The organism is Shimia isoporae (assembly GCF_004346865.1).
GTDB classification, from domain to species: Bacteria; Pseudomonadota; Alphaproteobacteria; order Rhodobacterales; family Rhodobacteraceae; genus Shimia; species Shimia isoporae.
The window spans coordinates 136,214-159,355 of sequence record NZ_SMGR01000001.1 but is presented as its reverse complement, the minus strand read 5'-3'; the positions used below and the strand labels follow the sequence as shown (position 1 = coordinate 159,355).

The following is a 23,142-nucleotide window of genomic DNA, read 5'->3' as shown; positions in this document are numbered from 1 at the left end:
CCCACCGGTTTCAGGCGCCCTACGCGCACCACATCAGGGTGCAATGCGACATTTGCGCAAAAGCAAGAGCTTGCCGCTCCCTTGTTATCTGTTTGGATACCAATTTCCGATAGGCCCGACAGGCAACTTTGTAGACATCGTGCCGGGGGCGCTATGAACACCATTCTTATTCTTTCGATTCTTGGCCTCGGCGGCGCTGGCGTCTTGGGCGGATTGATCGGCGGCTGGTCTTCGGAGGACACTCCAGACGACGACCCCCAGCAGGATGACCAGGAAACGTCCGACGACACCTCGGGTATGAGCGACGAAACATCCGCGCCGTTCGAGGATCAGGACGCACAGGACGCTTACGATTTCAACGAGCTTGAACCAGAAGATCTGGCAGCACCCGCTGACTACGAAGTGTACCATGGCACAGATGAGGACGATGTGCTTCGTCTGGATGCGGACACAGACAACCCGATCATGGCCATCGGCGGCGACGGAGCGGACACTTTTGTTGCGGAGTACCCCCACCGCACAGACGACGACCGCCCCTATGACGTGATCATTCCCGACTTCGACCCCGACGAGGACGTTCTGACACTCGAAGTGGTGGATGAAAACGCAGGCCCCAACGCCGAGGTCCCACAGGACTTCACCCTCGAACCGGCTGAAGACGGCAGCTATCTCGACGTGCGTGTCTCCGTATTTGATCCTGACATCGGCCCGGAAAGTGCCCGCGATTTCGTCGTCCGGCTGGAAGGTATCTCCGAAATCGACCCTGACAGTATTTATCTGGCCGAAACCGACTCAGATGAAGACGACACGAATGACGCCGAAGAAGAACCGACCAAGAAAAGCGCAGAACCTGCGGTACTGCCCATAGTGGAAAAGCCGGCGAACGTGATCGAACTTGAAGGCGATGCCGGCGACCTGCACCTGCGCGGTACTCGCGGCGATGACACAATTGTTGTTAATCACGACAGCGGCAATGTCGTAGTAAACGGAGGAGCTGGTGATGACACGATTGACGCGCGTGATTTCGAGCGCACTGACGAGGCACGCCTGCGTATCGATGGCAGCGAGGGCGACGACACTTATCTGTTTGCGCAGGGCATCAATGTTTCTGATGACCAATACGGCGGCTCTGACGTCTATTCGATGACGGTCGACCCCGACCAAATGGCGACGCGCGATCCGTCTACCGTGGTCTGGGACTTCCAGGACCGCTTCGAAATCAATCTGCCGCCCGAATACGCCGACTCTGTGCGCATCGAAAATCAACCACCACACTACGACCCCAACCTCGGATCAGTTGTGCAGCGTGACGATGTTTTTGTTGGCGACACACTGGTGATGCGCCTGATCAACCTCGACGAAGAGCATCGCATCACGCTGGACAGTCCGCAGTTCTCTATCGTGGCGCAAAGCATAGCGGCATAATCGAACATAGCCGCCATGCAACAAACGCGCCCTTCACACCCCTTGCCGATATTGAAGCCCGCCAAAGCCAGGCCTAACATCTGCGCGGGGAAGGACACGCGCGTCAGCGAGGGCATCAAATGAGTCTGCTGTTTCTTTTCTCAATGCTTGGGCTGGCCGCTGGGTTTGCGATTTACGATACCGTCATCGAAGACGACGACGATGATTCCCCAAATGAGGATGAGCGGGCCGGTGACGACCCGACTGATAACGGTGATCCAGGGGAAGAGGATACATCTCCTGAGGGCAGCACCGAACCTGAAAACGAAAGCACGTACTACGGAACGGAAGGCAACGACTCGATCTATTCCACCGCAGGTGAAAACATCGATGCCCGTGGTGGAGACGACTACATCCGCATCCGCCATGATTACTCCAGCGACGCAAACGATCCGATTGTCGTAACTGGCGGAGAAGGCTCCGATGTATTTTTCATTGAGGATCCGAGTCACCGCGATGCCGATCGCGCCTACGACATCGAGATCACCGACTTCGATCCGGATGAAGATGCGCTTAGGCTGGACCTGTTCGATCTTCAGGTCGGCAACGGGCACGACAATCTCCTTGACCTGAGCGCAGAACCGGCTGCCGACGGCAGCTACACCGATCTTCACATCACCATGCCGGGCCTGTCGGACAACGCAGAGCAGGTGGACATAACGATCCGTTTGCAGGGCTTGTCGGAACTGGATGTCAGCTCGCTGGAAATCGGAGAGTTCAATCCGCGCCGCGAAGATGACGGAACTCTCAACGAAGAACCACTGTTGGCCGAACTGGGAACGGGCGACGCCGACGAAACGTCCATTTCCAAGGATGGCATTGTTGCTTCGCTGGACGGCGACGACACAGTCACAGCCTCCTCCGATGTATCTGCGTTCGTCATGTTGGGCGACGGCGACGACTCGCTCGTGGTCAGCCGCGGCCAAACCACTGCCATGGGCGGTTCAGGCGATGACAACTTCTTTCTTGCACATGACGCGGACCGAAATCCCGACACTTTCCAAGCCGAGTTATACGGCGGCAAGGGCGACGACACGTTCGTGGTCGAAGATGCCCGCGGAGATGTGACACTGAACGGCGGCGATGGCGACGACACTTTGGTCGCACATGAGGCCATCGTTGATGACCGGCTCGTTCTGACCGGCGGGGACGGCAACGACAGCTACGTGTTTCGCATGGGGCAATCTGTAGATGAGCTCGCCAGCACTGGCGACGACACGTACACACTTGTGGTCACGGACGAAGATTTGCTCAACTCGCCACAGGCTACAGTTCAATGGAACGGAAGCAACGACAATTTCCTGATCGTTGTGTCGGATGGGCTTGAGAGTGACCTTCGTGTGGAACCACAGCCCCACGATCCGGATAGCGGCCTGCCTTACATGGATCGGGTCTATGTCGGCGACACCCTTGTGATGACCCTACAAAGCGATGACGGCAATCTCGCGGATAGCGGCGCATCGCTGAGAATCACAACAACAACCAGTTGGGCGGGGTCCGGCAGCTAGACCGGAGTGACTTCCGGTGCGGGAGCAAACACGCCCAGCGGCTTCTTTACGCTATCCTTCAAGCCCGGACCGGACGGGGCCTGAACCCGCTTGCTGGCCTCGACCAACAGGACGCCGCCGGCCATCACCGGCGACACCGTTTTGCCAATGCCTTCAAACATCCGCCCGGTCTTGCGCCAGAACCTTTTGTGGCTCGGAGGCTGGTAAAGCGTGGCACGGTGGCGTTCCGGCATGAACCCGTGCGTGCGCAACTGTGTTTCGAGCTGGCTCGCGGAATAGGGCCGACCATATCCAAAAGGCGTCGCATCGCTGCGTGACCACATACCTGAGCGGTGCGGCACCACAAAAAGCGCTTTCCCGCCCGGCCCCAACACGCGATTGGCCTCTACCAGAACATCACTTGGCCGGTCGCTTGTCTCCAGCCCGTGCATAATGACAAGCTTGTCCACATGCCCCGTTTCAATAGGCCAGAAGGTTTCCTCGCAAAGCACAGATACATTCGGCATCCCTGCGGGCCACGGCATGACACCCTGAGGCGCCGGCATTAAACCGATCACCCGCCGTGCGCTGCCCAGGTAAGGGCGCAACAACGGCACGGCAAAACCAAACCCTGCGACCGTCTGGCCTTCAGCCTCTGGCCAAAGCTCCAGCATCTCGTCGCGCACGGCCTTCTGCGCCGCCCGGCCCAGTGTGCTGCGATAGTAAAAGTTCCGCAGGTCCTGCACATCAAGATGCATTGCAGTCCGGTCTCCAATCGGCAAGTCTTGTGGCTAACATAGCAATCAAAAGGCGGATTTCCATGCCCCAGACCATCGTCACCATTCCCTGCCTTGCGGACAACTACGCCTTTCTGATCCACGACGCTGCCAGCGGGGACACCGCTTTGGTGGATGCACCGGAACCCGGCCCTATTCTGGAAGAGCTTGCCAACCGGGGCTGGCGCCTGAGCCACGTGCTTCTGACCCATCATCACTGGGACCATGTGGATGGCCTTGCCGGCATTCTGGAAAAGCACCCTGCCAAGGTCGTCGGTGCCTCCGCGGATGCAGAACGCCTGCCGCCTCTTGATGTCTCGTTGTCCGAGGGTGACACTTTGATTATCGGCGGTGAAGCCGCCCAGATCATCGACGTCTCGGGGCACACTATGGGCCACATCGCCTTCTATTTTCCCGACACCGGTGTTGTGTTCACGGCCGACAGCCTTATGGCGCTCGGTTGCGGCCGGCTTTTTGAGGGCCCGCCGGAAGTCATGTTTGATAGTCTCGCGAAACTCGCCGCCTTGCCGCCGCAGACAATTGTGTGTTCGGGGCACGAGTACACCGAATCCAACGCCAAATTCGCGATCACTGTCGATCCGGACAATCCTGCGCTCAAACAACGGGTCGAAAAGATTCGCGCAGACCGAGCAGCGAACATTCCGACCGTGCCGTCCATTTTATCCGACGAACTGGCGACAAACCCTTTCTTGCGGGGCCATGACCCGTCTGTTCAGGCCGCCGTCGGCATGCAAGGTGCCGATCCGGTAGAGGTTTTTGCCGAAATTCGCCGCCGCAAAGACAACTTCTGACACCTGCAAAACCGCTTTTGAAAGCTGCCTCACGAAACCGTGCGGCGGTTTTCTATGGTTAATTTTGCAGAAAGTCCTTGAAGACCGTGATCAATCGACCAAACTTTAACGTAACACCTACATACTGACCTAACCGGGTTGTCCCCGCGGTCAGCCCCAAACCCCCGGAGGGAGCAGACACACAGTGCCGTCATTCTCGAATTCGCTCGAACAAGCCATCCACGCAGCTCTCGGTCTTGCCAATGAACGCAAGCACGAGTTCGCCACGCTAGAACATCTCTTGCTCTCCTTGCTGGACGAGCCGGATGCCGTGCGCGTATTGCGGGCCTGTAGCGTCGATCTGGACGAGCTGCGTCAGAACCTTGTCGAATTCATCGATGACGATCTGTCCAATCTCGTGACCGACATCGAAGGTTCCGAAGCCGTACCGACCGCCGCTTTCCAGCGTGTGATCCAGCGTGCAGCCATTCACGTCCAAAGCTCGGGTCGCACCGAAGTGACCGGCGCCAACGTGCTTGTGGCAATCTTTGCCGAGCGCGAATCCAACGCCGCTTACTTCCTGCAAGAGCAGGATATGACCCGCTACGATGCGGTAAACTACATCGCACACGGTGTGGCCAAGGATCCTGCTTTTGGCGAACAGCGACCCGTTTCCGGTGCTGACGAAGAGCAGCCCAACGAACCGCGCATCGAGGGCGTTGCCGAGGAGCAGAAAGATGATTCCGCGCTGGCGAAATACTGCGTCGATCTGAATGTGAAAGCCGGCAAAGGCGACGTGGACCCGCTGATTGGGCGCGACCACGAAGTCGAACGCTGCATTCAGGTGCTTTGCCGTCGCCGCAAAAACAACCCGCTTCTGGTGGGGGATCCGGGTGTTGGCAAAACCGCAATCGCAGAAGGTCTTGCCCGCAAAATCGTTCAAGGCGAAACACCCGAGGTTCTGTCCAAGACCACAATCTTCTCCCTCGATATGGGAGCCCTTCTGGCGGGCACACGTTATCGCGGCGACTTCGAAGAGCGTCTGAAGGCTGTTGTAACCGAACTGGAAGAACACCCCGACTCGGTGTTGTTCATCGATGAAATCCACACTGTGATCGGTGCCGGAGCCACTTCGGGCGGCGCGATGGATGCCTCCAATCTGCTGAAACCTGCGTTGCAGGGCGGCAAGCTGCGCACCATGGGGTCCACGACCTACAAGGAATTCCGTCAGCACTTCGAAAAAGACCGCGCCCTGTCCCGTCGTTTCCAGAAAATCGACGTGAACGAGCCGACCGTAGATGACTCCGTCAAGATCCTGAAAGGTCTCAAGGAGTACTTCGAAGAGCATCACAGCGTGAAATATACGGCAGACGCGATCAAAACGGCCGTGGAGCTGTCCGCGCGCTATATCAACGATCGCAAGCTGCCGGATAAAGCCATCGACGTTATCGACGAAGCTGGCGCTGCCCAGCATCTCGTGGCCGCCTCCAAACGCCGCAAAACGATCGGTGTGAAGGAAATCGAGGCTGTCGTCGCAAAGATTGCCCGCATCCCGCCGAAAAGCGTCTCCAAGGACGACGCCGAAGTGCTCAAGGATCTGGAAAAGACCCTCAAGCGCGTGGTGTTTGGCCAGGACAACGCCATCGAGTCGCTCAGCTCCGCGATCAAGCTTGCCCGTGCCGGTCTGCGCGAACCGGAAAAGCCCATCGGAAACTACCTCTTCGCCGGTCCAACCGGTGTGGGCAAAACCGAAGTCGCAAAACAACTGGCGGACACCCTTGGTGTGGAACTGCTGCGCTTCGACATGTCCGAATACATGGAGAAACACGCCGTATCTCGCCTGATCGGTGCGCCTCCGGGTTATGTCGGCTTTGATCAGGGCGGCTTGCTGACGGATGGTGTGGACCAGCATCCGCATTGCGTCCTGCTGCTGGACGAGATCGAGAAAGCCCACCCTGATGTCTACAACATCCTGCTGCAGGTGATGGACCACGGGGAGCTGACGGATCACAACGGCCGCACGGTGAACTTCCGCAATGTCGTGTTGATCATGACATCCAACGCAGGCGCCGCAGAACAGGCCAAGGCCGCCATCGGCTTCGGGCGTGATCGCCGCGAAGGTGAAGACACCGCAGCAATCGAACGCACCTTCACTCCGGAATTCAGAAACCGTCTGGATGCCGTGATCTCCTTCGCGCCGCTGCCGAAGGACGTCATCATGCAGGTCGTCGAGAAATTCGTCATGCAGCTTGAGGTTCAGCTTCTGGATCGGGGCGTAACCATCGAACTCACCCCCAAAGCCGCCGCTTGGCTCGGCGACAAGGGATACGACGAAAAGATGGGGGCTCGTCCGCTTGGCCGCGTCATTCAGGAACACATCAAGAAGCCACTGGCCGAGGAACTGCTCTTTGGAAAACTTTCCAAAGGCGGTGTGGTCAAGGTGAAGGTCAAGAATGGCGAGTTGGAACTTGATATTTCCGGCCCCGAAAAGCGCCGCATCTCTGGTGACAAGCCGCCGCTGCTGACCGCCGACTGATAATGCGCCTGACGCTTTCAACATTTGTCGCGCTCGCTGCCCTACCGGCCGCGGGCGCGCCTCTTTTGGAGACCCCGGTCGACTGCAACATTGGCGATAACTGCTACATCCAGAATTACGTCGATCACAATTCCGCCTCCGGCTATCTCGACTTTACCTGTGGCCCCCTCAGCTATGACGGTCACAAGGGTACGGACTTTGCGCTGCCGACCTACGCGGCGATGGAGCAAGGCGTCAACGTGCTTGCATCTGCTGCCGGTGTTGTCAAAGGCACCCGTGACGGGATGAAAGACCAGATTCTGACCAAGGAAAACGCGGCCCAGATCGAGGGTCGAGACTGCGGAAACGGGGTGGTAATCGACCACGGGCAGGGTTGGGAAACCCAATACTGCCACCTCAAACAGGGGTCTGTACAGGTCGCCAAAGGCGACAAAGTCGAAGCCGGTCACATCCTCGGTCAAATCGGACTTTCCGGTCGCACGCAGTTTCCGCACCTGCATATTTCCGTTCGCCAGGGCGGCCGTGTTGTGGACCCGTTTTTTCCTTCCCAAGACGCCGACCGCTGTGGTGAACCTCGCGATGCAATGTGGGCGGATCCCCTGCAGTATGAGGCGGGTGGTCTGATCCGCACCGGCTTCGAAACGGGTATCCCCGACTATTCCGATGTGAAGTCAGGCGCTGCCGGCGACGCGGAAATCGCAACTGACGCCCCTGCCCTGGTGGTCTTTGCGTTCGGATTTGGGAGCCGATCGGACGACATTGTCGATATCACCATCACCGGCCCTACCGGCAACGTGATGTCCCAGTCCGTGACACTGGAAAAAGTTCAGGCGCAGTACTTCCGTGCCGTTGGCAAACGCACCCCCGCGCAAGGCTGGCCCAAAGGCACCTACACCGGCATTGTCACTCTGAGCCGCGACGGCGAGGTGTTAGATCAGTCGACCACCTCTGTCATGGTCAAGTGACGGGCATTATTTCTCGGTGAACTTCAACTCGATCCGACGGTTCTTGGCGCGGGCTTCGGCGGTGTTCGCTGTATCTACGGGCTGATACTCGCCAAATCCGTTCGCCGACAACCGGTCCGGCGGCAACCCGAGTTCGTCAATCATGTAGCGCACAACCGATAGCGCGCGCGCCTGACTCAGTTCCCAGTTGTCTGCGAACTGACCACCGTAAATCGGCAAATTGTCCGTGTGTCCATCGACCCGCAAAATCCAATTGATCTCCGCCGGAATGTCGTCGATCACGCTCTGCAGGATCGCGGCGACCTTGGCCAGCTCCCGCTCGCCCTCAGGTGACAGCCCTGCAGCGCCCACGTCGAACAGCACCTCGGAAGAGAACACGAAACGGTCGCCAACGATACGCACGCCCTCCTGCGCACCCAGCAAACTGCGCAGGCGCCCAAAGAACTCGGACCGGTATTGCGCAAGGTCTTGTGTCCGCGCCTCAAGGTCGGCTTTCTCCGCCTCCAGCCGCGCTCGCTCCGCTTCTTCCAGCAGGCGCCTTTTGCGTTCTTCTGCGGCGGCCCGTGCCAAAGCTGCGTTCAGGTCCGACCCCAACGCCTCCAGTTGCACTTTTGAGGCGGCATCGCGCTCTGCGTAATCGTCCAATAGGGCCTGCAAGCTCCCCAGTTGTGTCCTGAGCGCTGCGATCTGTTGATTCAAGGCTTCCACCTTGCGCAGACTCTCCGCAGATTTGGCTTCTTCTTCCGACAGGGCTTTGTTGGCCTCGGCAAGCAGCGCATCACGCCGCTCGGCCTCGGTCATGGCCTCGTCCTGCGCCAGTTCCGCCGCCCGCTGTGCTGCCAAAGCGGCGGCCAGCTGCTCGCGCACATCGCCCGTGTCGCCCAACGCATTTTCCGCCGCCAGCTTCGCTGCCAGTGCCGTCGCAAGACGCTCGCGCAGCGAGCTACCGTTTTCTTCGGCCTTAACCTGCGCCGCCACAGCCGCGGCCAGCTGCTCCTCCAGCGTCGCAACAACGTCCTGTAACCCGTCCCGCGCCGCCTCGGCTTCGCTGGCCCTTGTTTCTTCGGCAAGTTTTGCCTCCAGCGCTTCCGCCAACCGCGCTTCCAGCGCAGCAAGGTCGCTCGCGGCCTGCGCCTCGGCACCCGCTTTTTCTGCTTCCGCATTGGCCACCTGTGCGAGCAGTTCCGCAACTGTTGTCTTGCTGGTTTCCACACTCAGCAAAGCCGCCGCCAGCTCTGCCTTTACGCTCGCCAGCTCGCCATCTCGTGTCTCAAGTTCCGTTTCGACGGCCGCAAGCTTCAGGATCGTTTCGGCCAGATCCGCACCAGCCGCCTCGCCCTCGACAAGAGCTGCTGCCAGCTTAACCTCGAGATCCTCTTGCGCCGCCTTCGCCGCCGCCAGCAGGGTCAGCGTGTCCTCTGCCTCTTGCCGTTGTTGTTCCAATGCCAGCGTCATCGCTGTTAGCTCGGCGTCGGCGTCTTCCAGTCGATTGCGCAATTCTTCGGCCGCTGCTGCCTCAAGTAACCGCGCCCGTTCCTCGTCCGAAAGCTGTCCCTCAAGGTCAGCAATCTGCGCCTCACCTTCAGAGACGTCCTTTCGCAGGCTTTCGATCAGGGCCTGCATTGCATCCGCCTCCGCCGCCGCAAGTCGCGCGGCCTCGACCTGTGCGTCGATTTCGCCCCGTGCCTGAACCAGCGCCAGATTGAGCGCGTCGCGCTCGTCGATCAAAGTGTCCCGCTCACCCTCAAGTGCAGCAATGTCTCCGAGGGCTTTCTCCCGATCGGCAAGCAAGGCAGCAACTTGCGCTTCAAATGATGTGATCTCGGTCCGCGCTGCTTCCAACTCAATAGCTTGGCGGTCCCGCGTCGCCGTCAATGACGCGATCAGCGCATCTCTCTCCACCAAAGCCGCCTGCGTGTCCGTCAGAGTAGCTTGCAACCCGCCCAGTTCGCCTTCCAGTTCCCGGGTTCTTGTGCGCTCCAGGCCTAGGGCATCGGCCAGAGCAGCAACCTCGGATTCCAGAGCATCAAGCTCGGTTTCCTGTCCGGTGATGGTCTCGCTCAACACAAACTGCACGATCATGAAGATCGTCAGCACAAACATGAGCACAAGCAAAAGCCCGGTCATCGCGTCCACGAAACCGGGCCAGATCGAGGCTTGAAAGCGTTGTCCCGTCCGGCGGCTCAGGGCCATGACCTAGCCCTCCTGTCCACCATCAGACGAAGGTGGTTCACGACGGCGCACCTTGCCAATCGGCTTCACCGGCGCGGCACCGAATGCGCTCGCGGTTTGCTTGACGATGCGTTTGAGGCCACCCAGTTCCGTACGCAGTTCCGCCATGGTTTCTTGCCGGCCCGCGCTGATTTCTTCGAGGATACGCAACATCTGCACGTCAATCGAGCGCAACCGCATCCGGCTTTCGGCATCAACGCCGCCTTCGCCGTCTTCACCGCGACCTTCCAGATGCTGGATCAATTTCTCCTGCCCGTCTGCCACTCGCAACAGAGCTTGGGTTGCAGGCGCCTGCGTTTCTATCCGGTCGGTCATACGGTGAATTGCCTCGGCCAATTCAGTCATTGATCCGCCGTCTTCGTTGCGCGCCGAGGCCGTGACGATCATGGTTTCGCGCAACTCGTCCAATTGCGCAGACATATGTTCGAAAGCCGCACCAAGGACTTGTACGTCGCCCTCGCCTTCGCCGGAGCTAAAGCCGACCCGCGTAATCGAGCTCAGCCATTCTTCCAGTTCACGGTAAAAACGATTCTGGCCATGTCCCGCAAAAAGCTCGAGCAGTCCAACGATCAGCGATCCGGTCAGACCAAGAAGCGACGAGGCAAACGCGGTGCCCATTCCGCCCAGTTGGCTTTCGAGACCGTCCAGAAGGCGCGACACAACATCCGTACTCTTTTCACCTTCTGCCAGGTCCAGGCTTTTGATGGTGTCTACCACCGCCGGAACCGTGGTCGCGAGCCCATAAAAGGTGCCCAGAAGGCCGAGAAAGATCAGGGTGTTCACAAGGTAACGCGTGATTTCGCGACCTTCGTCGATCCGCGTCGCGACCGAATCCAGAATGGACCGCGTCGACGAGGCGCTGATCTGTCCGTTCGCCCCGCGCTCACGCAGCAGAGCCGCCAAAGGCACCAACAGTTTGGGTGGCGCGTTTACATCATAATTCTCGCGAAGCCCCACAAACCCTTCGATCCAGCGGATCGACGAGGTCAATGACAAGACCTGCCCGAACGTGGCGCAAACGCCGATCAGGAACACCACAAAGATGAAACCATTCAGATAGATGTTGGACAGAAACACATCCATCACGCTGGGCAACGCCACCGAGGCGCCAGCCGCGGTCGCGCCAAGCACAACCAGCATGTACAAGATCTGGGTTACAGGTCTTTTGAATTTCGGCTCGATTTTCCGGTCCGGCTGCTCCATGAGCGCGTGTCCTGACACTTGTTTTTCTGGCGTCACCCTACTGGCAAGCGCCCAGAGTGCCAAGGTTTTTCACCCTGGGTACATCAAAGTGGACCTCAGGCAGCCACCAATTCCCGCACCCGCGCGGACAGCCAGTCCAAATCCGCATCTTCGATGCCCAGTGCGGTCAAATGACTGGCAGTATTGTAAAGATACTCGGTATTGGGCCCGCGCCCGCCAACAGCTGTGGAAATGATACGCGCCTGCTCCTCAAGGTCCAGATGGCAATACTGCACGTGATCGGGATCGATCACATAGGTCACAGCCTCCACAGTCCGCCCGTCGCTCAACGCCACTTCCAACGTTTTTTCCAGATAAGCAGAGCTCACCAGTTCCCGCTCACGCAGGTAATCCAGAGTTTTTGCTTCATGTCCGTTCGCCACTTTCAAGGCCACGCCCTGACAATGCGCCCCGACCTCGGCATCCAGCGCGAGCACCAGACCGGGGTCTGCATCGGTGCCACGGTGGTGGATCGAGCGCATGCAAAAACTGCGATGCCAGCCGTGCAGGGTGCCCACAGACTGCTCACTCACCTCAAATCCGGGGTTCCACAATAGCGACCCGTATCCGAATACCCACATCTGCCTTGCGCCTTTTGCTGGTTCCGTGTCTGAGGTCGCGTTAAACACCAAAGGCAACGCGGCGAAAAGGGTGCAGTCGATGAAATGGATGGCAAGGCTTATGGTGCTGGGTGCGCTGGTCTGGGGCGGTTTCTGGCTGGCAGGCTACTATGGCGCGAAATCCGGCTTTGCCACTTGGTTCGAAGACCGTCGCGCCGATGGTTGGGTTGCAGAGTATGACGAACTCTCGGTTTCCGGCTTTCCCAACCGAATTGACACCACCTTCACCCAGATCACCCTTGCCGACCCGGAAACCGGGGTTGCATGGGAAGCCCCGTTCTTTCAACTGTTTGCACTTACATACAAGCCGCACCACCTGATCGCGGTCTGGCCGAACGAACAAACTCTTGCCGTTCCAACGGAGAAACTATCCCTGAAGTCCGAGGACATGCGCGCGTCCCTCGTACTGCATCCGGGAACGGATCTCGCGCTGGAGCGCATCAATGTCGATATCGACACGATGGCACTTTCCTCGTCGCTGGATTGGCAGATGACAGCCACTGGCCTCGACCTCGCTCTGCACCGTCAACCCACAGAAGGCGACCAGCCCAGCGCGACCTACAGGCTGGCCTTCCGCGCCACGGACCTCGCGCCTCCCGCAGCATTCTCCCTGCCCTCCGGGGTGGACCTACCACGCACATTCGAGGTGTTTCAGGCTGACCTGCACGCCAGCTTCACACGCCCATGGGACATTTCCGCCATCGAGGACGACCGTCCTCAACCGACCAAGCTGGACCTCAAACGCGCCGATATTGTCTGGGGGGACCTGGTCTTCAACGCGGCCGGAGCCGTCTCTATCGACAATCTTGGCTACCCGACTGGCGAACTGACTTTCCGGCTGGTGAACTGGCAGGACATGATCGCGGTCGCACGTGAAAGCGGGCGCGTCGCTCCCGCAGTTCTGGACACTTTGGAACAGGCGCTGACCTTTGTCGCAGGACTTTCCGGCAACAAGAAGCAACTGGACATTCCGCTGACCTTCAAAGGTGGCACAACCCGTTTCGGACCGATCCCGATCGGCCCCGCGCCTCGGATCGTCATCCGCTAGCGGCAGTACGGTCCACTGCGATGGCTGGCCACGTCAAAGTGGAAATGGTCACGATGATAGCGGTCTGCGTTGGGTCCGAGAACCGTGCCAAACGGACCACAGGCAGACCGGTGCATCTCTCTGAGCATTCTGCCCTTTTTGCCTTTTCCCCAGTCCCTCAGAACCGAAATTTCGTCGCCGCTTTTGGTGTAAAGCGCCGAAATATCAATAGCTTTCCCGCGACCATGCTCACTTACCTTTGCGCCTGGTCGGTTGTTGCGTGTCCGGCAGGCGTACCCGGCAGCCACCTTGAGCTTGCTGACACCTCCGCCAAAGTGTTTGACCGAGTCCGCAACGCCCTTGTCCACCCAGCGGTGCAGGGCAAAAGCCGTATCGCATGTCATCACCGCAGGCGTGCTCAGCGACACCTCGCCGACCTGATAGACTTTCACCGCGCCGGATTTGATGCCGCATCCTGGCAACTTGGCAGGCACCGGCGCGTGGGCTTTACCGATGATGTTCTTGCTCTTGCAGAGATAGCTCATCCCCTCCGGCAAGCGAGATCGCTTCTTGCGCTGTACGTTGACGCCGGTTTCAACAGCATCACGCCCGGTCGCCATCGCCACTCGGGTGGTTTTGGTTTCCGCAGCTTGCGTCTTGGCCGCCTTGGCCGGTTTGGTTTTGACAACGTTGGCCGTTGAGGCCGCCGCCACAGCCGCAGCGGGTTGCGCAACCGCTGCGCGCGTCACAGATGAGGGTCGCAAACGAGGTCGCAAAGACTTTGATGGTGCCTCGGCCCGCGCCTGTTTTTGGGTTGTTTCCTTCGGCAAGGGAAACACATCCTCACGGGTCACAGGTCGCAGGCTTGTCTTGGGGGCTTTCGCCGCCGCAAAGTTTCCCGCCACCATCAGCCCCAGTGCGCAGGCGGCCAATATTCCGCCGCGCGGGGTCATTCCTTGCCGCCCCCGCGACCAAAGTTCGGCGCAGCCGTGTCCTGCCCCGCTTCAATGATGCCGCGACGGATGGCCCGTGTGCGGGTGAAATAGTCGTGCAACTGTTCGCCGTCACCGGTCCGGATGGCCCGCTGCAAGGCAAACAGTTCTTCCGTAAAGCGCCCGAGGATTTCCAGCGTCGCGTCCTTGTTGGTCAGGAACACGTCCCGCCACATGGTCGGATCCGACGCCGCAATACGGGTAAAATCACGGAAACCGGCCGCTGAATATTTGATTACCTCACTGTCCGTGACACGGCGCAGATCGTCTGCGACACCCACCATCGTATACGCAATCAGGTGCGGCGCATGGCTGGTCACGGCCAGAACCAGATCGTGGTGGTCAGCATCCATCTCGTCGACATTTGCGCCCATACCTTCCCAGAGTGCGCGCAACTTGGCCACGGCTTCTGGGTCGCTGCCCTCGACAGGCACCAACAAACTCCAACGGTTGTCAAAAAGCTCGGCAAAACCGCTCTCCGGACCAGAGTGCTCCGTACCCGCCAGCGGGTGTGCAGGCACAAAGTGTACACCGTCGGGCAAATGCGGTGTCACCGCGTCGATCACATGGCGTTTGACAGAGCCCACGTCGGTTACTGTGGCGCCCGGCATTAAAGAAGGTGCGATGTCCGCAGCCACAGCCCCCATCGCCCCAACCGGAACACACAGCACCACAAGATCAGCGCCTTCAACTGCCTCGGCCGCGCTTTCACACACACGGTCGCACAGGCCGATCCGGCGGGCCGTCTCGCGGCTTTCAGCCGATTTGGCATATCCGGTGACTTCACCTGCCAAACCGCCGCGCTTCATCGCCCAGAACATTGAGGACGCTATCAGCCCGAGCCCGATCAGGGCCACACGGTTGTAAACCGGCGTTCTCACTTGCCGCCTCCGCGGTACTCGGCTTTGAAGTTCCCGATTGTGTGTGCCACTCGGCGGCAGGCTGGTTCGTCTCCAACCGTGATCCGAAGACAATGCGGCAGGCCATAGCCGGCGACGCGACGCACAATCAGACCTTCGGTTTTCAGGTAGTCGTCACAGGCTTCAGCTTCGGCCTGATCCGCAAATCTGGCCAGAATGAAGTTCGTGGTCGAGGTGTCCGACGGCACGCCCAACTCTGCCAAAGCTTCCGCCAGCCACGCGCGCATCCGCGTATTTTCCGCGCGGCACTTCTCGACCCACTCCTGATCCCGCACGGCTGCCTCGGCCACATCAAGCTGAATCGTAGACAGGTTGAACGGCTGACGAACGCGATTCAAAACATCGATGATCTCCTTGGAGGCGTACCCCCAACCGACCCGCAATCCGCCAAGACCGTAAATCTTGGAGAAGGTGCGTGTCATGACCATGTTGTCCCGCGCCTCCACGAGAGACGCGCCGCCGTCAAAGCCTTCAACGTATTCCGTGTAGGCACCGTCATGCACAAGAATGCAGCCTTTGGGCAGGCCATCCGCCAGTCGTGCAACCTCGTTGCTGCCAATCATGGTTCCCGTCGGATTGCCCGGGTTCGCAATAAAGACGATCTTGGTCTTCTTGGTACAGGCCTTGAGAATGGCATCCACATCCACTGTCCGTTCCCGCTCGGGGACTGCAACCGGCTTGGCGCCGACCATTTTGGCCAGGATCGGATACATAGAGAAACCGTGTTCAGGGTACACGATCTCGTCGCCCACACCGGCATAGGCTTGCGTTACAAACTGGAGAACCTCGTCGCTCCCGACACCGCAAATGATGCGATCAGCATCCAGCTTGTGCACATCGGCAATCGCCGCACGCAGACCGGCATGATCCGTCGAAGGATAGCGGTGCAGATTGTGGCCGGTCTTGGAATGGGCCTGCTTGACCACATCACTGGTGCCAAGGGGGTTTTCGTTGGACGACAGCTTGACCACTTCGGCCACACCATCCACCGTCGAAGAGCCGCCGACATAAAGTTCAATATCCAGAATGCCCGGCTGCGGCGCGATCACTGACATAACATCCTCCACTTACGAAGAGGTGTTTAGCTGCGGCTTTTGGCATTTGAAAGCCACGAAGCCACCATTGCGCCAAATTGCGCCCTTGTGGCAACGTTTGACGGGAAAGAACGACATCAGGCGCCGGTTTTGCGACCACATTCGGCAAAGTCAGATCAGGAGTACCGTACATGACGTTGCTGACATACGTCCTGATACTAAAAATCGCGATCTCACTGCTGTGCCTTGTCGCCCCTTACCTGCTCCTGCCATCCGCCCGCTTGGATACGATCACGTGGCTGCCCAAAGGCACCCCGCTGATGTACCGCCTTTACGGCACCGCCATTCTTGCGCTGCTGGTGGCATATGGGTCTGGCAACTACTCTCTGGCCCATGGAATCTTTCCATGGGGCATCGTGCTGATGGGCATTGTATCTAACCTTGGTGCCACGGCGTACATGCTAATGTCCCAACAACGCCGCGCCCTGCGAGGGGGCATCGCGTTCTTTGGCGCAATTGGCTTGCTGCTTGTTGCCGCGGCCCTCATGCCAGACGTGTTCAGCCGGCCGGTCTGACACAGGTGTCAGGCATAGTAGTCGATGAACGACTGCGTGCTGTCGATGCCGTTGGCTTTGAGTTCCGCCATCATGAACTGAGCAAATGATTTCCCGCCAGCGCCACCGTTAAAGGCGGTCACCGCGTTGTTGATCATGTTGCGCACGGACGAATCCAGCGTCTGCGATCCAAGCTCGCGCTGCGTCGTGCCACCTTTGCTGGCGCCATAGTCCGGATCAAGACCCGGGGCTTGTTCACCCTGACTGTCCAGACCACGCGACACCTTGGTCGGCTCCGGCTTTTCGACTTTCGCTGTTTCGCGCCCGCCGTACTGAGACAACGCGGCCTTGACCATGACGCTCTGCGCCGGCGTCAGAACCACGACACGCGGCACTCCGCCATTCATGACCATGTTGGACTGCAATGGAACTGCCATCTTGTTTCCCTTTCCTGTTCACACGCAGGCAGTTCTTGCCTTGGAATCCCCCAATTCCCCATCAACACCAACTTAATTGAAAACCGTTTAACCTGTCCCGAAACCCTTAGACTTTGCAGTATTTTCTTCGCCACAGATGTGAACAGTTTAAATCTTTTGAATACCTTACTCCGTGCGGCTAGGGTCGTTCGAAACGTTTGCGCAGAAGGCTCCTGCCGTGCCCGTCACAACAAAAACCAAATTCGCTCAATGGCTCTACGCGCTGCAATGGCGGCTTGCGCCCCATGAAATAGAGACCCGCTATCTGTCACGCAGATTGCCCGCGGGAGCATTGGACACGTTTGTCGACGTGGGCGCCAATATCGGCATGTACACGCACACTCTGCGCCCCAAAGCCCGCCGTATCTTCTCCTTTGAACCCAATGCCGGCCTTTTCGAACACACGCGCCATTTCTACGCCAGCGCAACCTGCATAGTTGAGCCGATGGGGGTCGATGACACGAACGGCTCAGCCACTCTGCGCATCCCGGCAAAAGACGGCATCGAAAGCGTCGATCTCGGAACCATTGCGCAAGGCAACAAATTCGATACCTCCGAACACGATGCCATCCACAGCTTTGACATCCGGACCGTCGCGATCGACAGCTATTTCTCCGACCATGATGGACGCATCGACCTGATCAAGGTCGATGTCGAAGGCAATGAATTCAACGTCGTGAAGGGGGCGCACGAACGAATCAGGCAGGACCGTCCGGTTTGGTTGATCGAAACGGAACTCCGCCATTCAGACAAGGTCAACGACCTCTTCGATTTGCTAGAAACCGAAGGATACCGTGCCTGCTATGTCGCGCGCGACAATCGGCTCAAAGACGTTTCGCCAGCAGACCTCAAAACGCTGCAAAGCCCAGAAAACCTTGCCATCCGCAGCCGCAACCCCCTGTCGCGCGTTTATGTGAACAACTTTTTCTTTGTTCACCCTGACTGCCGGATCGCAGCGCTTCTCACCTGATGACAAAATGAAAACCCCGCCACTTGGGCGGGGTTTTGCAAAACTCTTGGAATGTCGGCGAAGATTAGTTCTTCGCGTAGAATTCAACAACCAGGTTCGGTTCCATGACAACCGGGTACGGCACGTCGGACAGGCCGGGAGTGCGCACGAAGGTTGCGGTCATTTTGGAGTGGTCCGCGTCGATATAGTCCGGAACGTCACGCTCAGGCAGCTGAACCGCTTCCAGCAGAACTGCGAGCTGCTTGGACTTGTCACGCACCTCGATCACGTCGCCTTCTTTGACACGGTAGGACGGGATGTTGACGCGCTTGCCGTTCACTTTGACGTGGCCGTGGTTCACGAACTGACGTGCGGCAAAAACGGTTGGTACGAACTTGGCGCGGTACACAACCGCGTCCAGACGACGCTCCAGCAGGCCGATCAGGTTTTCACCGGTATCGCCTTTAACACGCTCGGCTTCGCCATAGATGCGGCGGAACTGCTTCTCGGTCAGGTCGCCGTAGTAGCCCTTCAGCTTCTGCTTGGCACGCAGCTGGGTGCCGAAGTCAGACATTTTGCCTTTACGGCGCTGACCGTGCTGGCCGGGGCCATATTCACGACGGTTGACGGGGGATTTGGGGCGACCCCAAATGTTTTCGCCCATGCGGCGATCGATTTTGTACTTGGCAGACGTGCGTTTGGTCACGGCTGATCTCCTTCGTTCAGGTTTCGAAGGGCGTTGTCCTCTCGCCGGATTTGGCCGACGTGACAGGCATCCCCTTGCGGGGGCCACCAACACCAATGAAGCCGCGCTTATACGCCTGTAAGCACAGGAGTCAAGCGGGTTTGCCTTCAGAAGAGACGCAAAGAAATTTGCCGCATATTGCTGCGACGGAAGGCCTCGTCAGATGGACCCCAGATAATACCCGATCGCCTCGGCCAATTCAGTTTCTTCGTAGCGAAAATGGGACCGCACAACCTCTTCCAGTTTTCGGTATGTGGCCGCGGCCTTGGCGAAATTTGCTTCGACCGGGTCGGCCTGCAACGCGTCGGCGGCATCACCAAGTCTGATGATCAACTCATGTACCACCTCGTGCTCGGCCTTCAACTTGGCCACAACGTCCATGAACTTACCGCCGCCGGCAGCCGCAATGCGCGGAAACATCTGCATACTTTCAATGTCATGGTGCATCTTCAGAATCTGGCACTCGTGCCCGCAAAGTGACCCGAACGCCTTGAAGTTCTCGGCCATGTCGAGTGAGAGCACGATCCGCCTAAGATCTTCGGGCGGCGTGTCCCCCGCTTCGATACGGGCAAGCACGGCCCCGATCTTGGCCATCTCCATGAGGTAATGACGGTGGATAAACGCGAGCTGCTTGCCCTGACGCCGATGGGTGTCCGTCGCTTCCGGTACCGGTGGCGCTTTCGGACGCGACGCCTCATCAAGGTTCAGATCATCAAGACTTTGCAAAGACAGGTCAGACATGACGACAACAAACGCGCAACGCCAATAAAGTTCAAGAGTATCCCTGAGAAACTCAAGCGCCTGCTCGTGCACGCGCGCTAATTGGGCCGCAAAAATGTCAAAACGATACAATCAGGCAAAAAATTGCGACGTCCTGGCCTATTTCAGCAACACACCGATATATATTGTCAGGTCAACACTCCAGACACCCGCCCCACGAGGAGCTACATCATGGCAGACACGACCTTCGGACACAAAGGCTGGACCCCGGACCGCCTTCCCTCGCTTACCGGCAAAACATACCTGATCACCGGCGCCAACGCGGGCGCCGGTTTTCAGGCCGCCCGCACGCTCCTGAACAAAGGGGCTAAGGTCGTGATGCTGAACCGCAGCGCCGAGAAATCCGCGGCGGCTGTACAGGACCTCAAACAAGAGTTTGGCGCCGAAGCAGACGTTAGTTTCATTCGCATGGACCTTTCCGATCTAGCCAGTGTACGCGCGGCCGCCCAAGAAGTGCTGCAAACCCAGTCCCGGATCGATGCATTGATCTGCAACGCTGCCATCGCACAGGTGCCAAACCAAAAGATCACGGTGGACGGCTTTGAGAGTCAGCTGGGCACCAACCACTATGGCCACTTTGTTTTGTGCGGCATGTTGTTTGACCGCATAGACACCTCCGGTGGCCGGATCGTCGTGGTGGCAAGTCTGGGCTACAAGCTTGGTATCAGAACCATCCAGTTCGACGATATGAACTGGGACAAGAATTACAGCCCCAATCCGGTCTACAGCCAATCCAAACTCGCGCAGATGATGTTCGCCTATGAACTGCAGGATCGCATCAAGGCCGCTGGCAAATCTGTCGAAGTCTATGTCTGTCATCCTGGCGCATCGGCAACCTCGCTCATCAGCACAAGCGGCAGCCGCACGATGCGCATTATCTGGTGGATGATGTCGAAAACCCCGATGGTTCAGACCGCGGAACAAGGCTCATTCCCCGAAGTGATGTGCGCCACCGAGACCGCGCTGACCGAACAACGCGCCCTCTATGGTCCGACCGGCCGTATGGAGGCCGTCGGCCCAGTCGGGCGCGGCACCCTTGAGCCGCATGCCTACGACAAACCTGTGATGGAACGGCTTTGGACCGTGTCCGAAGAGGCCACAGGGTTTAAATGGCAATTCTGACGGATTGCTAAAAGCGCGGGCCGGCATAATGCTGGCGCGCATAGTCCCCACACCAAAGGAACGCCGATGGATATTGTAAAAACAGCCGTCGACTGGACCAGAGCCGAAATGCTGTCCTCGTCGTTCTTCATTGCCTTCGGCCTGCTTTTTCTCGGGGCCAGCTTCGGGTTTTCATATCTGGGCAAAACAGAATTGGCCCGTGCTTATGTAATCCCGACTATGGTTGCGGGCTCGCTTCTTTTGATCATCGGCGGCGGGATTTTCATACAAAGCTACGGGCGCGTAACAAGCTTTCCCGCGGCTTACGGTGCCAATCCTGCCGACTTCCTCTCGTCCGAACTCCTGCGCGCCGAGGCCGTACTGGGGCAATACCGGATTGCGGTGTTCAGGGTTATTCCGCTGATCATTGTCGCATGCGCGGTGCTCTTCGCGCTGATCGACTCTCCGATTTGGCGCGCGAGCCTTGCGACCACAATCGCAATGATGTCGGTGATTCTGATCATCGACACGAACGCCAACACAAGGTTGGCGGTCTACAAAACGAAACTGGAACAAGCTGCGCCGCCGGAGTGACCCAACGGCGATACCCGGCTCAAGCCCCCTACCGCAAGGCCACTGGCACGTCTTTGCGATGCACTACGGACCAATCGTCGAACTCGACAGTTTGCCCGTACGGTTGTGCATCACGATACAACCCTATGCGCGCAAAGATGTACTTGCCCTGCTGGTTCGTATTTATGTCCTCCCGCCGCAGGACTTCGTGCCCATCAACGGTAACGCGGCAAAAGCCCTGCTTTTCAGACAGGACGTATTCCATCACGACATCATGCCACTGCCCGTCATCCAGCCGCACCCCAAGTCGCGCGGTTTTGGCGGTGCTGTGATCGGGACGTCCACTTGAATAATCGTTGCACTTGGCCCGTCCCCCCTTGTCCAGATAGACGGCAACCGGTGGGCTTCCGAGAATGGGCTTGGTTTCCGACGCCTTGATTTGCGCAACCATCGTCCTGCCGGTCGCTTGGAAATCCGGCGTTACCCGAACCCGAAAGCTTTGCCGGACATAGGCCGCACCTTCCAAATTCTGTGCAACTTCAGCCCGCTCCTTTCCCCCGCGCGCGTCAAACTGGGCGCCGTGCATTCCGGGAAGAACCGTGACTTTCAAAACGCCATTCTCACGCTGCATCGCTTGTTCCGGCGTGTTGAATGTGTGCGGCACAACAAACGGGAACTGCCTCGAGAAATCCGTGTAGAACCCGGTATCGGCCGCAGTGAAGCCCACTGGCAAAAGCACAGCGGCGAGACAAGCGACCAATCGTTTTCGATTTACAAGAAACATCATGTACGTGACCTACCGCACAATAATATCTCAATTCTTAAGCGAGGCAAACCGCCCCCCTTGTTCACGAGGTTCAAGCCCCCCACTTTTCGCGGTGGCCCCTCTGACCTAATGTCTTTCCCATCCCGCCTCCAGAACCAACGCACCTCACTTCAAGGCCCGCCCATGCCCCGCCGCTACGCCGACATCTATCCCTCTTTACCGCTCCTTAGCAGCGACGAGATGGAACATGTCTCGGCAGCCTCACTCATGTCCGTCCGCTATTTTCAGGCAGAGCCGGACAGCATGCCGGAAGAAGTGTTTTCCGAACACCATGTGCTCCTGAACCTGTGCGACACTCCGCATCGTGTGCAAAACCGTCGAGACGGCACGATGCGCGACTTTGACTTTCACAAGCACGAAATCGTCGTCACCCCCGCGGGTGTCCGGTCCGGCTGGCGCTGGTTTGGCAAGTCGGACGTGATCGTGGTCACGTTGGCGCCTGACCGCGTGGAGGCATTTGCCCAGCGCGAGCTCGGAATGGTCCTCGACCGGCAACAACTCGTCGACCTACCGCAGTTCAGCGATCCGGACCTGTGCTCTGCTGGTGTGATGCTGCGCGATGCGCTGGAAAACGATGACCTGACCTCGGCGGTAATGTTCGAGGCCATGAGCCGCGTCTTTCTGGTCAAGCTGCTAAAACGATATGGTCAGCAGCGCCCTGAGGATCTCGCGCTGTCTGCCAGCTTTACGTCCGACCACTTTCACCGCGTTCTCGGTTTCATTCGCTCCAATCTGGACCGCACCATCACGCTTGACGATCTGGCCCGTGAGGCCGGCATAAGCCCGTCGCATTTCGGACGCCTGTTCAAAGACACCGTTGGCGATACGCCAATGCAATATGTTCTCGCCTATCGCATTGAACAGGCCATCGAGATGATGAAGGACAACAAGCGCCAGCTTGGTGATATCGCACTTGCCTGCGGTTTCGCAGATCAGGCGCATTTTTCGCGCAGCTTCAAACAGGTCATCGGCCAGACGCCCCGACAATTCCGCAGCGGATGACCGGTCGCGGGAATATGCAAAAACTCCGCCGGACCGTTCAAGTTTCCCAC

General features: G+C 58.5%; 22 protein-coding genes. 11 read left to right on the top strand and 11 right to left on the bottom strand.

Annotation, left to right across the window (positions count from 1 at the left end; translation table 11 throughout):
- Positions 1–153 precede the first annotated feature (153 nt).
- Complete coding sequence (locus tag BXY66_RS00820) at positions 154–1,425, top strand: hypothetical protein (RefSeq protein WP_132858292.1); 1,272 nt, start codon at positions 154–156, stop codon at positions 1,423–1,425.
- Positions 1,426–1,544: 119 nt separating this feature from the next.
- Entirely contained in the window at positions 1,545–2,972 is a 1,428-nt protein-coding gene (locus BXY66_RS00815) for a hypothetical protein (RefSeq protein WP_132858291.1), read from the top strand.
- Here the strand turns inward: BXY66_RS00815 and BXY66_RS00810 are convergent.
- A complete protein-coding gene (locus BXY66_RS00810) occupies positions 2,969–3,709 on the bottom strand; it encodes a class I SAM-dependent methyltransferase (protein ID WP_132858290.1) in 741 nt (246 codons plus the stop codon). The two genes, BXY66_RS00815 and BXY66_RS00810, sit on opposite strands and share 4 nt — an antisense overlap.
- A gap of 62 nt (positions 3,710–3,771) precedes the next feature.
- On the opposite strand from BXY66_RS00810, the gene gloB reads away from it, so the two are divergent.
- The 3 genes from gloB (at position 3,772) to BXY66_RS00795 (ending at position 8,019) form a co-directional block, all read left to right on the top strand.
- Positions 3,772–4,539, top strand: coding sequence for a hydroxyacylglutathione hydrolase (gene gloB / locus BXY66_RS00805; RefSeq protein WP_165929071.1), 768 nt, complete (start codon positions 3,772–3,774; stop codon positions 4,537–4,539).
- A gap of 184 nt (positions 4,540–4,723) precedes the next feature.
- Positions 4,724–7,054 (top strand): ATP-dependent Clp protease ATP-binding subunit ClpA, encoded by a 2,331-nt coding sequence (gene clpA, locus BXY66_RS00800; protein ID WP_132858289.1) that lies wholly within the window; start codon positions 4,724–4,726, stop codon positions 7,052–7,054.
- 2 nt (positions 7,055–7,056) lie between these two features.
- Positions 7,057–8,019 (top strand): M23 family metallopeptidase, encoded by a 963-nt coding sequence (locus BXY66_RS00795; RefSeq protein ID WP_132858288.1) that lies wholly within the window; start codon positions 7,057–7,059, stop codon positions 8,017–8,019.
- 6 nt (positions 8,020–8,025) lie between these two features.
- Here the strand turns inward: BXY66_RS00795 and BXY66_RS00790 are convergent, their stop codons facing one another.
- The 3 genes from BXY66_RS00790 to BXY66_RS00780 form a co-directional block, all read right to left on the bottom strand.
- Positions 8,026–10,212: a peptidoglycan -binding protein gene (locus tag BXY66_RS00790; protein WP_132858287.1), complete on the bottom strand. Its 2,187-nt coding sequence runs from the start codon at positions 10,210–10,212 to the stop codon at positions 8,026–8,028.
- A 3-nt stretch (positions 10,213–10,215) separates the two neighbouring features.
- Positions 10,216–11,454: a biopolymer transporter ExbB gene (locus BXY66_RS00785; RefSeq protein WP_132858286.1), complete on the bottom strand. Its 1,239-nt coding sequence runs from the start codon at positions 11,452–11,454 to the stop codon at positions 10,216–10,218.
- A gap of 95 nt (positions 11,455–11,549) precedes the next feature.
- A complete protein-coding gene (locus BXY66_RS00780) occupies positions 11,550–12,074 on the bottom strand; it encodes a gamma-glutamylcyclotransferase (protein ID WP_132858285.1) in 525 nt (174 codons plus the stop codon).
- A gap of 79 nt (positions 12,075–12,153) precedes the next feature.
- On the opposite strand from BXY66_RS00780, the gene BXY66_RS00775 reads away from it, so the two are divergent.
- Positions 12,154–13,161, top strand: coding sequence for a DUF2125 domain-containing protein (locus tag BXY66_RS00775; protein WP_165929070.1), 1,008 nt, complete (start codon positions 12,154–12,156; stop codon positions 13,159–13,161).
- Here BXY66_RS00775 and BXY66_RS20565 read toward each other — a convergent pair.
- From BXY66_RS20565 to hisC, 3 genes are read right to left on the bottom strand one after another with little or no spacing between them, the layout of a single operon-like run.
- Positions 13,158–14,093 carry an extensin-like domain-containing protein gene (locus BXY66_RS20565; RefSeq protein ID WP_243694259.1) on the bottom strand — a complete coding sequence of 312 codons (936 nt, stop codon included), beginning with the start codon at positions 14,091–14,093 and terminating at the stop codon, positions 13,158–13,160. The genes BXY66_RS00775 and BXY66_RS20565 overlap by 4 nt on opposite strands.
- On the bottom strand, positions 14,090–15,013 hold the full coding sequence (locus BXY66_RS00765) for a prephenate/arogenate dehydrogenase family protein (protein WP_132858283.1): 924 nt from the start codon (positions 15,011–15,013) through the stop codon (positions 14,090–14,092). The genes BXY66_RS20565 and BXY66_RS00765 overlap by 4 nt, the downstream gene beginning before the upstream one ends.
- On the bottom strand, positions 15,010–16,107 hold the full coding sequence (gene hisC / locus BXY66_RS00760; protein ID WP_132858282.1) for a histidinol-phosphate transaminase: 1,098 nt from the start codon (positions 16,105–16,107) through the stop codon (positions 15,010–15,012). The genes BXY66_RS00765 and hisC overlap by 4 nt, the downstream gene beginning before the upstream one ends.
- Positions 16,108–16,277: 170 nt before the next feature.
- Between hisC and BXY66_RS00755 the strand changes: the two genes are divergently transcribed.
- Complete coding sequence (locus BXY66_RS00755) at positions 16,278–16,661, top strand: hypothetical protein (protein WP_132858281.1); 384 nt, start codon at positions 16,278–16,280, stop codon at positions 16,659–16,661.
- A gap of 8 nt (positions 16,662–16,669) precedes the next feature.
- Here the strand turns inward: BXY66_RS00755 and BXY66_RS00750 are convergent, their stop codons facing one another.
- Positions 16,670–17,077 (bottom strand): hypothetical protein, encoded by a 408-nt coding sequence (locus BXY66_RS00750; protein WP_132858280.1) that lies wholly within the window; start codon positions 17,075–17,077, stop codon positions 16,670–16,672.
- Between the two features lie 217 nt (positions 17,078–17,294).
- Here BXY66_RS00750 and BXY66_RS00745 point away from each other — a divergent pair, with 217 nt between their 5' ends.
- Complete coding sequence (locus BXY66_RS00745) at positions 17,295–18,086, top strand: FkbM family methyltransferase (RefSeq protein WP_132858279.1); 792 nt, start codon at positions 17,295–17,297, stop codon at positions 18,084–18,086.
- A gap of 64 nt (positions 18,087–18,150) precedes the next feature.
- Here BXY66_RS00745 and rpsD read toward each other — a convergent pair whose 3' ends face one another.
- Positions 18,151–18,771, bottom strand: coding sequence for a 30S ribosomal protein S4 (gene rpsD, locus BXY66_RS00740; protein WP_132858278.1), 621 nt, complete (start codon positions 18,769–18,771; stop codon positions 18,151–18,153).
- A gap of 198 nt (positions 18,772–18,969) precedes the next feature.
- Positions 18,970–19,551 (bottom strand): hemerythrin domain-containing protein, encoded by a 582-nt coding sequence (locus BXY66_RS00735; protein WP_132858277.1) that lies wholly within the window; start codon positions 19,549–19,551, stop codon positions 18,970–18,972.
- A gap of 210 nt (positions 19,552–19,761) precedes the next feature.
- Here BXY66_RS00735 and BXY66_RS00730 point away from each other — a divergent pair, with 210 nt between their 5' ends.
- Both BXY66_RS00730 and BXY66_RS00725 read left to right on the top strand, forming a co-directional pair.
- Positions 19,762–20,712: an SDR family oxidoreductase gene (locus tag BXY66_RS00730; RefSeq protein ID WP_132858276.1), complete on the top strand. Its 951-nt coding sequence runs from the start codon at positions 19,762–19,764 to the stop codon at positions 20,710–20,712.
- A 66-nt stretch (positions 20,713–20,778) separates the two neighbouring features.
- Complete coding sequence (locus BXY66_RS00725; RefSeq protein WP_132858275.1) at positions 20,779–21,285, top strand: hypothetical protein; 507 nt, start codon at positions 20,779–20,781, stop codon at positions 21,283–21,285.
- Positions 21,286–21,313: 28 nt separating this feature from the next.
- On the opposite strand, the gene BXY66_RS00720 is transcribed toward BXY66_RS00725, so the two are convergent.
- Entirely contained in the window at positions 21,314–22,051 is a 738-nt protein-coding gene (locus tag BXY66_RS00720; RefSeq protein ID WP_132858274.1) for a heparin lyase I family protein, read from the bottom strand.
- A 162-nt stretch (positions 22,052–22,213) separates the two neighbouring features.
- Between BXY66_RS00720 and BXY66_RS00715 the strand changes: the two genes are divergently transcribed.
- Positions 22,214–23,092 (top strand): helix-turn-helix domain-containing protein, encoded by an 879-nt coding sequence (locus BXY66_RS00715; protein ID WP_132858273.1) that lies wholly within the window; start codon positions 22,214–22,216, stop codon positions 23,090–23,092.
- Positions 23,093–23,142 lie beyond the last annotated feature (50 nt).